11 protein-coding genes are annotated in these 12,699 nt (G+C 60.7%); 1 reads left to right on the top strand and 10 read right to left on the bottom strand.

The window, feature by feature from the left end; translation table 11 throughout:
• Positions 1–192 precede the first annotated feature (192 nt).
• The 3 genes from C7440_RS20195 to C7440_RS19890 form a co-directional block, all read right to left on the bottom strand.
• Complete coding sequence (locus tag C7440_RS20195; RefSeq protein ID WP_017522702.1) at positions 193–315, bottom strand: hypothetical protein; 123 nt, start codon at positions 313–315, stop codon at positions 193–195.
• Between the two features lie 97 nt (positions 316–412).
• The gene (locus C7440_RS12525) at positions 413–1,189 is read right to left on the bottom strand and encodes a class I SAM-dependent methyltransferase (protein ID WP_017522701.1); all 777 of its coding nucleotides are present in this window, start codon (positions 1,187–1,189) and stop codon (positions 413–415) included.
• Positions 1,190–1,436: 247 nt separating this feature from the next.
• On the bottom strand, positions 1,437–1,598 hold the full coding sequence (locus C7440_RS19890) for a hypothetical protein (protein WP_165832577.1): 162 nt from the start codon (positions 1,596–1,598) through the stop codon (positions 1,437–1,439).
• Positions 1,599–1,750: 152 nt separating this feature from the next.
• Between C7440_RS19890 and C7440_RS12520 the strand changes: the two genes are divergently transcribed.
• Positions 1,751–2,092, top strand: coding sequence for a hypothetical protein (locus C7440_RS12520; protein WP_116518788.1), 342 nt, complete (start codon positions 1,751–1,753; stop codon positions 2,090–2,092).
• 408 nt (positions 2,093–2,500) lie between these two features.
• Here the strand turns inward: C7440_RS12520 and C7440_RS12515 are convergent, their stop codons facing one another.
• From C7440_RS12515 to C7440_RS12485, 7 genes are all read right to left on the bottom strand, one after another.
• Positions 2,501–3,904 (bottom strand): family 1 glycosylhydrolase, encoded by a 1,404-nt coding sequence (locus C7440_RS12515; RefSeq protein WP_243410902.1) that lies wholly within the window; start codon positions 3,902–3,904, stop codon positions 2,501–2,503.
• A gap of 231 nt (positions 3,905–4,135) precedes the next feature.
• The gene (locus C7440_RS12510; RefSeq protein WP_116518787.1) at positions 4,136–5,152 is read right to left on the bottom strand and encodes a helix-turn-helix domain-containing protein; all 1,017 of its coding nucleotides are present in this window, start codon (positions 5,150–5,152) and stop codon (positions 4,136–4,138) included.
• A gap of 52 nt (positions 5,153–5,204) precedes the next feature.
• Entirely contained in the window at positions 5,205–6,188 is a 984-nt protein-coding gene (locus C7440_RS12505) for a SphA family protein (RefSeq protein ID WP_116518786.1), read from the bottom strand.
• Positions 6,161–7,567 (bottom strand): glycoside hydrolase family 1 protein, encoded by a 1,407-nt coding sequence (locus C7440_RS12500; RefSeq protein WP_116518885.1) that lies wholly within the window; start codon positions 7,565–7,567, stop codon positions 6,161–6,163. The genes C7440_RS12505 and C7440_RS12500 overlap by 28 nt, the downstream gene beginning before the upstream one ends.
• Before the next feature lie 150 nt (positions 7,568–7,717).
• A complete protein-coding gene (locus C7440_RS12495) occupies positions 7,718–9,091 on the bottom strand; it encodes a cytochrome c (RefSeq protein WP_116518785.1) in 1,374 nt (457 codons plus the stop codon).
• Positions 9,092–9,105: 14 nt separating this feature from the next.
• A complete protein-coding gene (locus C7440_RS12490) occupies positions 9,106–9,651 on the bottom strand; it encodes a (2Fe-2S)-binding protein (protein ID WP_116518784.1) in 546 nt (181 codons plus the stop codon).
• The gene (locus tag C7440_RS12485; protein WP_116518783.1) at positions 9,648–12,578 is read right to left on the bottom strand and encodes a xanthine dehydrogenase family protein molybdopterin-binding subunit; all 2,931 of its coding nucleotides are present in this window, start codon (positions 12,576–12,578) and stop codon (positions 9,648–9,650) included. Before C7440_RS12485 ends, C7440_RS12490 begins: the two co-directional genes overlap by 4 nt.
• Between the last annotated feature and the right edge of the window lie 121 nt (positions 12,579–12,699).

Below are 12,699 nucleotides of genomic sequence, written 5' to 3'. Positions count from 1 at the left end.
TTGGGGTGACCGATGGGGCTCGAACCCACGACAACCGGAATCACAATCCGGCCTTGAAATGTTATTTTTTCCAATGTGCTCATGGGCATACGGATACGTCATTAGAATTTTCAGCGTAAATTCTGAATCCGTTTGCAGCCATAACGGCCATGGTGCGCGAAATGACTGGCTTGTATTAATGGAGCGGGAATCCTAATTCTCGATGAACTGATTGGTATACAGTTCATCAAGTGGCGAAGCCTTGGGAACAACGCCGTTTTCAACGTAGAACCGCTGTACCTCTTTCAGGCGGTCGACGTCGATCTTTCCCAGCACCGGCTGATTTCCAAACACATACTCGTTGTAGAGCTTAGGGGTCGGCTACATCTGGATTTCCTGATGGAGGAAATAAAGAAATCACGCCAACCGCTGGCTACCGAGGCGCCCTCGCCCACCACAGCCCCGTCTTCATCGAAAAAGAGCCGTCCCCCTCGATAGCCAACGCCTGCCTCACCTCTGCCGGCGCTTCCTGTTGGACCGTGCGGATCATCGCTATGCGCTCAGGACTGGTGCGCATCCTCGTTACCCATGGTTGGAATGCAAGACGCGTTATCCAATTCTGGTGCTGGATCGCCGAAAACCCGGCGTCCATGATAAGCCGCCCCCATTCCGACGGCGAACGATCCCGAACGTGGGAGCGGTCGCGCAATACCTCTATTGCCTGCAGATGCGTATCCACCAAGGGGTTTTCATCACCCTCGATGTCTATCATGAGCAAATAGCCGCCGGGCTTGACCACGCGGCGCATTTCCTTGAGTGCCTCCGGCAGGTCGAACCAGTGGTGGGCGCTATAGCGCGATGCGACCACGCAGAAGCAGCCACCGTCGAACGGCATGGATTCCGCGCCAGCCTGAACGGTCTGGATATTAGCCAGCCCTTTTTCGTTCGCAGCACGCTGGACCGTGGCCAGCATATTGGGTGACGGATCTACCGCGACCACACTGGCCAGCGCTCCCGCCACGGCAAAACTCAAGTGCCCTGCCCCGCAGCCCACATCCAGGAATCGGCCCGACGCCGCGGGAATCGACTGGCTGATCAACTCGCCGGCGCGCAACAGATCGGGGCCCCCAGCGTGCACGGCACTCTGCAAATAGGCCTGCGCCTGAGAATCGAACTGTGCTTGAACAGTTTCGCTATGGTCGGTTTGCATGGCCTTTTCCTTATCCAGTGGCTGAAAGAACCCACGATACAGGGCTCCGAATACCCGTACAAGATGGCAAAATATACTGGTATAAGTGCTAATTGGCCCTGCTAACTGGATTGAGGAAACGCACTCGAACCCGGCCCGGCCAGCCATAACCCCACGGCCACCAGCGCCCCTGCCTCGGCATGCGCTGGCTATCAGCAAGCAAGGCGGCAGAAGGATGCTGGTGGCGAACTGACCCCAGAGATTAACTCTAGCGGTGGCGCTTTCCGGGATTTTTCTTGTGGTTGGTATGCGCGCCACGCTCCTTGCTCACACGTTGGCCGCGGCCTTGTGTGGTAAGGGTCACGCCCTTGGGGGCGACGGGACGCGGAGTGCGCTTGCGGTCGGCTTCAGTAACGATTTTGTTGCCCATGGAAATCTCTCTAGTTTGGTAAAGCTTGCCATTGTTACACATTCGCTCGGTTTATTGTTGGCAGCAGGAAGCAGGCAGAGGATATGCCCGCTTGAGCGCTGGTAGGGCCATCAAGTATCCGCCTAGCCAGGGATGTGCCCCTGGTTCCGAACATGGACGAGAGTAACCGTAAGGCGAAGCTGCAAGCGGGTGGATTCTTGATGGAAGCAGCCCATGAGGCACTGAAACGTGGAATCGTCCCCGCCTGGCTGACGGGCCCCAGGGGCGACAGAGAAGCCGAAACTGTAATTCATCACTTCCGCCCTGGCGAAGAGAAAGGCCAGGACTATCACATAGGCGGCGGCGTGGAAGGACACGCTGCAAAGCTGGTAAGCAAGTCAGGGAAAGGCGCGCAAAGTCGGCGTGCTGGCTATCAATCGAAGCGGATGCGGTGGCGGGCCGTTCTAGACGGCAGGAACTACGCCGCCGTCACGGTGCAGCTTCACGCTGCATGACGTGCGTCCAGCGGCGATCACCAAAAAATTAGAGGCTCGAGCAGCAGACGCCTACGACTTTGCAGCACACGCAAATCCGCAAACAACACATCGGCATTATGACCGCCGAATTGTCCGACGTGCATCAGCCACAGAGTGAGGAAATTCTAACGCGGCTCATTTCGTTCTATTTTTATATTATGAAATGAGGACATCAATCCAACAGATTGATCTAGAAGGAAATTTTGGGGTGACCGATGGGGCTCGAACCCACGACAACCGGAATCACAATCTTGCTTCCCATAAATAGACAGAAACTGAAACGCAGCTAAATCAATGACTTGCAGCGGTAGCCACCCTTTATATAGCTGCGTTTTAGTGCCTATTTTGGCCTACTTCGGTCAAGATTTGGTCAATGGATTACCACCCTTAAGCCGGTCCGTTGAGCCGGATGCACTTGGCATAGTACTCGAGGCTGCGCTTGGGGATGCGTTTCAGTGAGGGCTGGTCGATGTGTATCAGGCCGAAGTGCTTGCGCAGGCCCAGCACCCATTCCCAATTGTCCGTCGAAGACCAATAGAACATCCCCTTCAGCTTGACGCCTTGCTGGTAGGCGTCGTGGGCGGCCCGGATATATCCTTGCATGTACTTGATGCGCAAGGGGTCGTTCACCCATCCATCCTTGGGAGCTTCTTCGGCCACGGGAAAGCCGAACTCCGTGGCGATGATGTCGGGTGCATCGTAGTCTTTGTGAGCTTTTAGCAGCACCTTGGTATACGTGTCGGGGTCATAGGGCAGTTCATCGGTTCGTTCGAGCTCGGCGGGCGGCTCAACCAGCGCGATACCCACCGGAGAATCAGGGTCGGCCTTGACGAACGACCGGGAGTAGAAGTTCAAGCCGAAGAAATCGGGCTTGACCGCAATGGCCTCCATATCGCCGTTCTGAATGTAGGGTTCCACCAGCGGCAGGACCAAAGAAGGATACCCGCGACCATAAGCCGGCGCGGGAACCGCCTCGTTCCATAGAACATCCATGAAGCGTGCGGCTGCCACGTCTTCGGCGCTGCCAGAGGGGGCTTCGAACGGCATGATGTTGAAGGCGGATGAAACCCGTGTGCCAGAGGACGTGTTTGCCCGGACGGCCGTCAGCGCCCTGCCGTGTGCAAGGTTGACATGATGGAGGGCCGCCCCCAAGTAGCGCCGGGATCGGTAGCCCGGAGCGAAAATGCCTTGACCATAGCCAAAGATGGGAATGATGCCGGGCTCGTTGAACAGCAGCCAGGTCTTGGCCCGGTCGCCCACCAGGCGCGCCATGATTTCGGCGTAGTCCCCCATTCTGCGGCTGATGTCGCGATCCAGAAAATCGCCGGCCCATAACGGGATGTCCCAATGGAACAAGGTCGGAACAGGCTCCAGGCCATGCTCCAGCATGGCGTCGATCATGCGATCGTAGTGATCCAGGCCCCGCATATTGGGAGCGCCCGGGGATTCGGGCTGCACTCGCGACCAGGCAAAAGAAAACCGAAACGCCTTTACGCCGGAAGCCTGCAGCAGTTTGAATTCGTCCAGATAGCGGGAGTCGAATTCGGTATTGCGCACGTTGTTCGTGCCGTCCGCAGAGCCGCCGATGTTGTCGATGAAGACGTCCCAATTGCTACGTCCGCGATTGGCGCGGCTTTCCGATTCGGGCGCCGAGGTTGCCACGCCCCACAAGAAGTCTTGGCCAAAGGTCGGCTCTTTGGCCCAGGCAAAACGCGGCAGTATCGTGGCCGCGGTCGTAGCGCCCATTCCTTTGAGGAAGGCGCGGCGGGAGATCGGAAGTACAGACATCATTCGCTCGTCGTAGGAAGGTGAGGAAGCCGGAGCTCCATGAGATGCATACGAAATGCATTGCTGTTCTAGTTATAGCGGCTGCCAGGACCCCGTGGAGGGCGTCATGGGTCGGATTCATCTCTAATCTGGAGCGCTTTTCTCCCAAGAGCCTTTTTGACGGCAGCATCATCCGGCTTGCATCCTGTTTGGGACGTCCATACATCCGGATGCGCGAACCGGCTAAACAATGCGCTAGTCGTCGGCAGGCGGGATGCGCGTAGCGATGTAGCGATGAAACAGGATGGAGGAAGAGCCCGTGTCGCGCGGCATGGCCTTTTGCAGGCCGCGCAATTCTTTTGGGGCAACGCCGAACCTATCGTGAAAGAAACGCGAAAACTGCGATCGGCTCGAGAAGCCACATTTATAGGCAAGCTCCTTCAGAGACAGCCTCTGGCCGTCCTTGTGCAGGATCATGCGATACGCCAGATCCAGACGTTTGTCCCTGATCAGCCGCGCCACGCCCTTGTCAGACTGGAACGTGCGGTATAGATGCGAGTGCGACAGCCTGAAGTGATGCATGATGGACTCGGGCCCGAGTGAGGGGTCCGAAAGATGGCGGTCGATGTATTCGAGGATGCGCTGCCGCATCGAGAGGTTGATCGCCATGCATTGCTCGTGTGTCAAGGTGGCTCCGCTAAGCGCCGCTTTTACGAGCATCATCAGCGATTCACCCACGCCCGGCATGGCGTGGGCCTCCATGTCGTCGAGCAGCCCATCGAGCGACACGATGAAATCGAACAGCAGCCGGTTGGTGGGTACATTGCCCCGCAGCACCACGCCGTGCAGGTTACGTGTTGTCCAGTTTTGGCCGATGTCTTTGCGAGGGATGACGAGAGTAATCCTGGCGCCGGCTTCCTTCAGGCTGATCAATGGACGCGCAAGGTCCAGGATGAACATGTCGCCGGGCCGGGCGAGCAGATCTTTGCCGGCGAAATCACCCCGGTATTCTCCGGCGAGAATCAGTTGCAGCAAGTAGAAATCCAGATCCGTCTGAGTGATTAGGCTGGACGTGCGTTTGCAGTATTGTCGGTTGAACGTCGTATTGCCCAGCACCATGTTGCCGAACAGGCGCGAGCGCACCGATCCCGATATGCCTTCGTCGCCCGCGGGCGTGATTTCATACAGCAGGGATGACGTCTCGCGCCAGAAATCGTCACGTATCGATTCCTCGACCATGTCGGTCGAGATGTAGAAACCACCTTCCATCATGTTTTCTCCGGCAGCGAATCAAACGGTTGAACGACGCGTTAAGCTGCATGATTCAATCATGAAAGGGCAGCGATAGCGTCAGGTAGACGGCGGTGCCTTCGACACGGTTCCGGGTATTGAACTCACGCAAAACCTTCAAGCGCGCCTGGATGGGTGTGTTTTCCCACTTGAATGCATGGCTGGCCGTGAGCCCAAGGGCGGCCGTGCGTCCGCGAAATCCGCCAAGCACCGCGCCGTCTCCGCTGTCATCGCTGATCTGCTGATGATAATAGCCGATGGCGCCCAGGGTGGTGCCAGGGCCGGCGATGTCGCGGGAGACCGCGGCCTCCAGGTGCCACTCTGTGCCGGTTCGGTAATTCGTCTTCGGGTTGTTGCCGTTGAAAGTCACGCCGACCACGCCGGATATGTCCCAGCCTACGGCGGGGTCGTACCAGGTCCCGGCCATGGACACGTCGGCGCCCCAGCGATGAAAGGCGATGTTCGACATGGAGTTCCCTCGATAATGTCCGGCGGGCACGTTGACCATGCCGACAAGGCTCCAGTGATAGGATCCGTTTTGCCACCCCAATGTGCCGGTGACGACCGGATCGCCCAGGGTCGTCACGCGGCTGGTGGTGTCGCCGGCGTAAGGGCCGAGCACCAGATCGGCATCGATGTACTGATGGCCGTAAGGCAGGGTCAGCCCCAGTGCCAGCCGGCCGTCCAGCAACTTGTACGGTGTAGACCAGACCAGGGTCGGCAGATTGATCAGAGCCTGTGCTTTGAGGCCGACGGCCACCTGGCCGCCGGTGGGCAGGGATTGCGATGCGTCCGCCCGCGCCGTGTAGTAGTAGACGTCGTTCTGCAGATACAAGCCGGGCGCGGGCACGACGCCGGCCATCGGGCCCTTGGACCCCAGCAGATAGAAGCTGCTGCCGTTTTCCGAGGCGAGGGCTTGCGTGCCCGTCAGCGACAGTGCCGCGCTGAAGGCCAGCGCGGCTAACCACGATTTTTGCTTGACGCGCTGCTTCATGCCACGCCGTTCATCTTGATGCATTTCGCGTAATAGGCCAGGCTGGCCTTGGGTGTGCGCTTCTGTGTGGCGCGATCCACCTGGATCAGCCCGAAGGTTTTGGTGAAGCCCATGGCCCACTCCCAATTGTCCGTGGCGGCCCAGTAGAAAACGCCGCGCAGCTTGACGCCCTGATCGACGGCCTGATGCGCCGCCTGTAAATAAGACCGCAGATAAGTGCTGCGCTTGGGGTCCTGCACAACCCAGTCCACGGGCTGGGGATCTTCCAGTGGGAAGCCCGTCTCAGTGACGTAGATGTCAGGGGCGCCGTATTCGGTGTGAATGCGAAGCAGTATCTCTGTAAGGCCGTCGGGCTCGACCGGCAGCATCTGCGTGGGGATGAGTTTATTGGGGAAATGATCGACCAGCGGCATGAAGCCGAGGGGCGACCCGGCCGCCGCCTGAGCATAGACGCGCGCGTAGTAATTGACTCCGAGGCAGTCGGGCCGCGCCGCGATGTTCTCCATGTCGCCGGCTTTGACAAATGGTTCGACCAGCGCGCGCACTTTTTCGGGATAATCGCGGCCGAACAAGGGGTCCAGCCATGCGCCGTTCCAGAAAGCTTCGGCCATTTCGGCGGCTTGCGCGTCCTCGGGCGAGTCGGTCGCAGGACGTGCCGATTGACAGTTGATGGTGGTGGAAACCCGAGCGTCCTTGGGCAGGTTGGCGCGGGCCGCCGCTATCATCAGGCCCTGGGCCAGATTCTGGTGATGCACCGCCGCGCCCGTTGCTTGCATCGACGCCAGGCCCGGCGCATGAATGCCCAGGGCATAGCCGGCGGCCGCCACGGTGTTCGGTTCATTCAGCGCCAGCCACAGTCCAATGCGGTCGCCGAAGCGGCGTGTCAATATGTCGGCATAGTCGGCCAGACGCTGGGTGATGTCGCGGTCGCGCAGGTCGCCCGCCCAGGTGGGCATGTCCCAATGGCACATGGTGGCTGCCGGCTTCATGCCTCGACTCAGCATCTCGTCGATGATGCGGTCGTACAGCGCCATCCCCGCTTCGTTGGGTTTGCCGGGCCCGTCCGGCTGGATGCGCGGCCATGCGAAGGAGAATCGGAATGCATTCACACCGGCGGCGGCCAGCATGGCGAAATCCTCGGCGTAGTGGGTTTCGAAGGCCGTATTGACGGCGTTTGTCGAGCCATCGAGAATGCGCCCTTTTTGGTCGGCGAAGTCATCCCAGTTGCTGCGGCCCCGGCCCTGGCGGCTTTCCACCTGCGAAGCCGACGAGGCCACGCCCCATAAAAAGCCGTCGGAGAAGGTTTTCTGCTCGGCGAACGCGGTGGCTGGAAGCCCGGCCAGCATGCCCGAAGCGCCGGCCAGCTTGATGAAATTCCTGCGTGAAATAGATGGAGCTTGCATGTCGATGTCCCTGAGGAAACTGTCGAAGGCCATGGCTCCGGCAGATTCTTATTGCTTGATTTCTCAAAAGAAGACCGATGGTTACCGATTTACCACGGCTTTCCAATAGCAATGGGACAGAAGCGTTATGGATAGGAGAGGTATCCGCCCTTATTTTTTCCGCAGCCTGCCTACCGTCTTGGCGGATATGTCGGCCGGCTGTCCGCCCCATTGTCCGCGAGCCCAGTTGGACAATTGCGCGATCTGCTCGTCGCTGAGCTGCTCGGCGAATCCGGGCATGGCGTACATGCGTTCATTGCCCGCAAAAGCTTGCGTGGGTATGCCTTCCAGCACGACCTTGATGAAGTTGAACGCATCGCTGTTGCTCAGGGCGGCGTTGCCCTGCATGGCGGGGGCAAGGTGGGGGATGCCCTCGCCGGCCATGCCGTGGCAGCCTGCGCATGCGGATATATATTGCAGCCGGCCCGTGGCCAGGCCAGGCGTGGTTGGCGTGTCGGTATGGGCGCCGCCCTCCTTCGCGCGTGCGTGGGCGTCGACTGCGGCCGATATCGGCGCTGCGGCCGCGGTTGCCGCCCGGCCGTCGGCCCCGGTAAGCAGGTAGGTCGCCATCGCCTGCACATCCTGCGCTTTCAGTTCGCTGGTGGAGGCATGGGTAACGGTGTACATGCCGCCAAATGAAGTACCTTGCGGCGACACGCCGGTACGCAGGAAGCGCGTGAGCGTGTCGACTGTATAGCCTTGCCGGGCCAGGGTGGCGGCGCGTATGTCCGGGGCCTGCAGGCCGTCGATGACGGCGCCCTCGAAATGGCGCGAGAAGTTCGTGCCCATCATGAAGTTCATGGGCGTATGGCAGGCCGCGCAGTGGCCCGCTCCTTCCACTAGGTAGGCGCCGCGGGTCCATAGGGCCGATTGTTCGCCGACATCATCGCCAGGGCCGCCGGCAGGCGGCGCGGCCAGGCCCTCGATGCCTTCTCGCTTGGGAAAGTTCAGGAGATTCCAGAAGTTCATGGCGCCGCGCACCGGCAGCACATAGACGCCGGTGTTGGGCTGGTTGGGCACTGCCAGGGGCGGAATGGTCTGGAGGTAGGCGTACAGCGCGTCGGCGTCCCCGGGCGTGATGCGGTGCAGGAATACATAAGGCATGGCCGGGTACAGGTTACGCCCGCCCCGCGCCACGCCGTCGCGCAGGGCGCGGTGGAAATCGGCCCGAGTGTAGCGGCCGATGCCATGCACAGGGTCCGGCGTAATGTTGGTGGAATGCAGCGTGCCGAATGGCGTCCCGATGGCGACGCCGCCGGCCGCCAGCGGCCCTTGCGGGGTGGAGTGGCAGCCGAAGCAATCGGCCGCGGCGGCCATCTCGCGCCCGCGCGGCAGCAACTGCCGCATGTCGTCGACGCTGAGCGGCTGCTCGACATCCGCGCCCACGCTGGAGCTGCGGAAGAACCCCAGGTACACAGCCAGCATCAGCAGGGCAAGCAGCAAGAGCACGGCCCAGAGCGCGCGGCGCATTCGGTGCGATGTCATGGCACTCGTCCTCCTTAGTCGGTAACACAGCCCGGAGTGGCCAGGGCAACTTGCCGGACGGCTTCGTGGTAACGCACATAGCCCGTGCAGCGGCAGATATGCGCGTCCAGCGCCGTTTCTATGGCCGCCTCCAAGTGCTCGCGTCGAATAGGCGCGCGTTTGAGCTCATCGATGAAAACGGTGGCGCCCGCCACGAAACCGGCGGTGCAATAGCCGCACTGGAAAGCAAAGTGCTCGACGAATGCCTGCTGCACCGGTGTCAACGATTCGAGGCGACCTTGGGCATCGTGCGTGGCATGCCCCTCAATGGTGACAATGGACTTGCCGTTGAAGTAGTGCGCATCGAAGATGCAGGTGCGGGTTTCAGCCAGCGTGCCGTCCGGGCGCTTTTCCATGACGGCACAGGCATGGCATATCCCTTGCCCGCAACCGAAGTGGGTGCCCGTGAGGTTAAGGTATTCGTGCAGGAAGTGGATCATCGGCATGCCGGCGGGCACATCGATCGGACCGATGTCCTGGCCGTTGATAGTCAGGGCTAGCGGCCGCTTTTCAAGAGTCATGACAGCGCCTTTCTGATCTTGCCCGGTGTAATGGGAAAGTGATGAAATCGTGCGCCGATGGCGTGCGCCACGGCGTTGGAAATAGCCGGGATGACCGGGATCATCACCACTTCGGCCAGGCCCTTGGGGGGTGAAGAGTCGGACTGCGGAGGCAGATACTCGGCGGTCTGCCGCCACACTGCCACGTCGGAGGCGCGCGGCACTGTGTAGCGGTTGAAGTTCCAGGTTCCGTTGCCAGGGCCATCGCCGTATAGCGGCAGGTCTTCCATCAGGGCATGGCCAATGCCCATGGCCAGGCCACCTTGCTGCTGGCCCGAAACCAGTTCGGGCACGATGACCATGCCGGTATCCAGCACGCTATGGTGCTTCAATACGCGCACTTCGCCGGTGTGAGTGTTGACGTCGACCGCCACCAGGCACGCCGCCGCCGTATACTGCGTGACCCCGGCCCTGTTGCGGTCCGTGGAGGGAAACCGCACTGTGGTGCGCTTTATGAAATGGTAGCCGCCTGTGGTCATGAGACGCTTGTATTCGTCGGGCGCGCCATCGCCGTAGCGTACCGCCAACGCATCGACAGGCAGTGTCCGCAGGCCCGCGCCGGGTATGTCGAACTCTGCGCTGGCCCACTGCCATCGGCTGAAACAATGCACCGCCACGCCGGTGATCAATCCAAGTTCATGCGCCTTGCGGGCGATATCCTCAAATGGAATGGGCGACATGCCGCCGCCACCGATGCCGCCATTCACTAAGCGCAGGTCTTGCATGCGCATATCGCCGCTTGCCAACTGGCCGCCGGCCGGGCCGCCGCCCCAGATGGCTTGGGCGGCCGGCCATATCGTGTTTTCGAGTAGAAAACGGGCCGCCTGGCGCGTGCTGAAACCAATGAAGTACGCGCTATTGGATGCGCTCATGGGCGGTAACAGGCTGGGCACCCAATAGGGATCGCGCGCCAGTTCGTCTTGCTGCTGTTGTGTCAGGGTAAAGGGAATTTCGTTGCTTACCAAAGGAAGCTGTTCGAACGCGGTGATGCCAAAAACGGCAACGTCGGGGACCTTGCCCAGTATGCGCTGGACCATGATCTGCTGTGCCGTGGTGGCGCCGGTGCCGATTTCCTGCGTGCAATGGCGCATGGCAAGCACGCCCTGCGCGTCAAACTCAAGCACCAGCGCGCCCGTATCGGCACCCGAGCCGTAATCTTTCTGTGCTTGCGCAAACCCCAGGCCATAGCGATGCCCCGGGTGTGCGGCTTCGTAGGCGGCTTTGTCCGTTTCGCGGTTGCGCCAAAGCGGATGCGCGGCGGCCCGATCGAGCATTTCGAGGTTGCGCGGATCGCCCTCGGGCACAGCACCCTGGGTGTTGGGATAGCCGGGCCGTTGTGCATTGCGTCGGCGCAGCTCGATGGCGTCCAAACCCAGTTCGGCGGCGATTTCATCCACCATGACTTCTGTCATGGTCATTGCCTGTAAAGCACCGTAGCCGCGCATTGAGCCCGCTTCCACGGCCGGCGAAGACAGCGCTACGCCGGCCAGGTCGGATTGCGGGAAGTAGTAAATGGACTGGGCCGCGGTGGCCGCCACCTGGGCCACCGAAAACGAGAAGTTCGCGCGACCCCCGCCATTGCAGGTGTACTCGCCTTTCAAAACATCGAAAAGACCGCTGCTGCGGTCCACGGCGATGGTCACGTCCATGTCGATGGCGTGGCGCTTCATGCCCATCTGGAATTGATCGTAGCGTGTATTCGCGAGGCGCACGGGCCGGCCGGCGCCATAGAAACAGGCGGCGATGGCGTAATAAGGAAAAATGGAGTGGTCTTTCGAGCCATAGCCCACCGTCGAGCCCGTAAGCAACTCGATTTTCTCTACCGGGAAACGCGGGTTGTCCTTGACCATCAGGGCCGCCACCCGGGCCACCTCGTAGGGCGACTGCGTGGCGGTGATCAGACAAAGCGTGCGCGTATGCGGGTCGTACCATGCGTTGCCATTGTCCGGCTCCATGGCGCAAGGGTCGATGGACTGTGAATAGCCTTGCCGCCGCAGCACGAATTTGCGAGGGTCTGCGCGAGCCTCTTCGAGGCGTTGTTCTATGGCTTGTGCGGCATCCATCCCACGACGCATGGCATCGCCGCTCTCGCGGGCCACTTGTTCGGAATCAAGTGTTACGCCACCGCCCCTGTGCTTGAGCGCCACCACGTGAGGAATAAATGGGTTGTCGTCGTCCGGCTTGGGCCACGCAGGTTTATCGCCTTCGAAGGCCCCCCAGATGACGGCGTCTTGCATGGGCGAGTACAGTGGCGGGTCGGTGGGCGTTGCGCCGCCGATGCGCACATAGCGCGCCGCCCCGTAAGGTGGCGGCGGCACGGGGCCTGTTTGCTCGCCGTAGAGGACGGCTTCGGGTGCGAACTGCAATCGTCTCCGGGCGACCTGGAAACGTTCGAAATCCTCGTACACCAGCATGGCCACGGGGTGGCCAAGCATGGAAGGCGTTTCTCCTTTTGGCGTAAGCAGGTGGCGACCGTAGAAGTCGGGACCCAAATCGGGCGGATCAGGCGCGTGTATGCCATCGCGCTCCAGGTCTTCGTGCAGCACCAAGCGATCAGGTTGCAGATGGCTTCCCAATAGAGAAAGGTCCACCCCTTCGAAACGTCGATCTGCCTGCGTGGCCTTGATGAAGAAGACGTGCGCCTGTTGTTCGGGCCAGCCCGGCAGGTCGCGGGCGCGATAGTCGTAGGCAAAGACCTTCTCGCCTGTCACCTTGCGCAGCGCATCCCATCGGTAGCGGGGCGATCCGTCGGTGTTCAGCCAGTTTTTGGAATGTGCCCCTGAATGCACCTGGACCGCCTGGGCGGCGGGAAGGCGGGCAAACATCAGGGTGATGCCTCCGACCGTTCCCAACTTGATGAACTCGCGCCGCGAGAGCCCCCTACCCATTTGCGCCCCTTCCGTCTTGGTTTTATAAGCTACAGCGATCAAGGTACCGCACATCCGCTACGAGAGTAGCCGCGGGCCTCGAGATTGGGGGGTAGTTTAGCTACGGTTAAAGAAAGTGACA

Origin of the sequence: Pusillimonas noertemannii (assembly GCF_003096595.1) — a bacterium.
In the GTDB taxonomy this organism is placed as follows: Bacteria; Pseudomonadota; Gammaproteobacteria; order Burkholderiales; family Burkholderiaceae_B; genus Pusillimonas; species Pusillimonas noertemannii.
Note: the sequence above shows the minus strand (reverse complement) of the source record. Positions and strands in the feature narration are given on the sequence as shown.

Bases quoted from the DNA above. Each gene is read 5' to 3' on its own strand.
- C7440_RS12515 (WP_243410902.1), bottom strand. From the start codon at position 3,904: ATGATGTCTGTACTTCCGATCTCCCGCCGCGCCTTCCTCAAAGGAATG.
- C7440_RS19890 (WP_165832577.1), bottom strand. From the start codon at position 1,598: ATGGGCAACAAAATCGTTACTGAAGCCGACCGCAAGCGCACTCCGCGT.
- C7440_RS12505 (WP_116518786.1), bottom strand. From the start codon at position 6,188: ATGCATCAAGATGAACGGCGTGGCATGAAGCAGCGCGTCAAGCAAAAA.
- C7440_RS12525 (WP_017522701.1), bottom strand. From the start codon at position 1,189: ATGCAAACCGACCATAGCGAAACTGTTCAAGCACAGTTCGATTCTCAG.
- C7440_RS12520 (WP_116518788.1), top strand. From the start codon at position 1,751: ATGGACGAGAGTAACCGTAAGGCGAAGCTGCAAGCGGGTGGATTCTTG.
- C7440_RS12495 (WP_116518785.1), bottom strand. From the start codon at position 9,091: ATGACATCGCACCGAATGCGCCGCGCGCTCTGGGCCGTGCTCTTGCTG.
- C7440_RS12510 (WP_116518787.1), bottom strand. From the start codon at position 5,152: ATGATGGAAGGTGGTTTCTACATCTCGACCGACATGGTCGAGGAATCG.
- C7440_RS12485 (WP_116518783.1), bottom strand. From the start codon at position 12,578: ATGGGTAGGGGGCTCTCGCGGCGCGAGTTCATCAAGTTGGGAACGGTC.
- C7440_RS12490 (WP_116518784.1), bottom strand. From the start codon at position 9,651: ATGACTCTTGAAAAGCGGCCGCTAGCCCTGACTATCAACGGCCAGGAC.
- C7440_RS12500 (WP_116518885.1), bottom strand. From the start codon at position 7,567: ATGCAAGCTCCATCTATTTCACGCAGGAATTTCATCAAGCTGGCCGGC.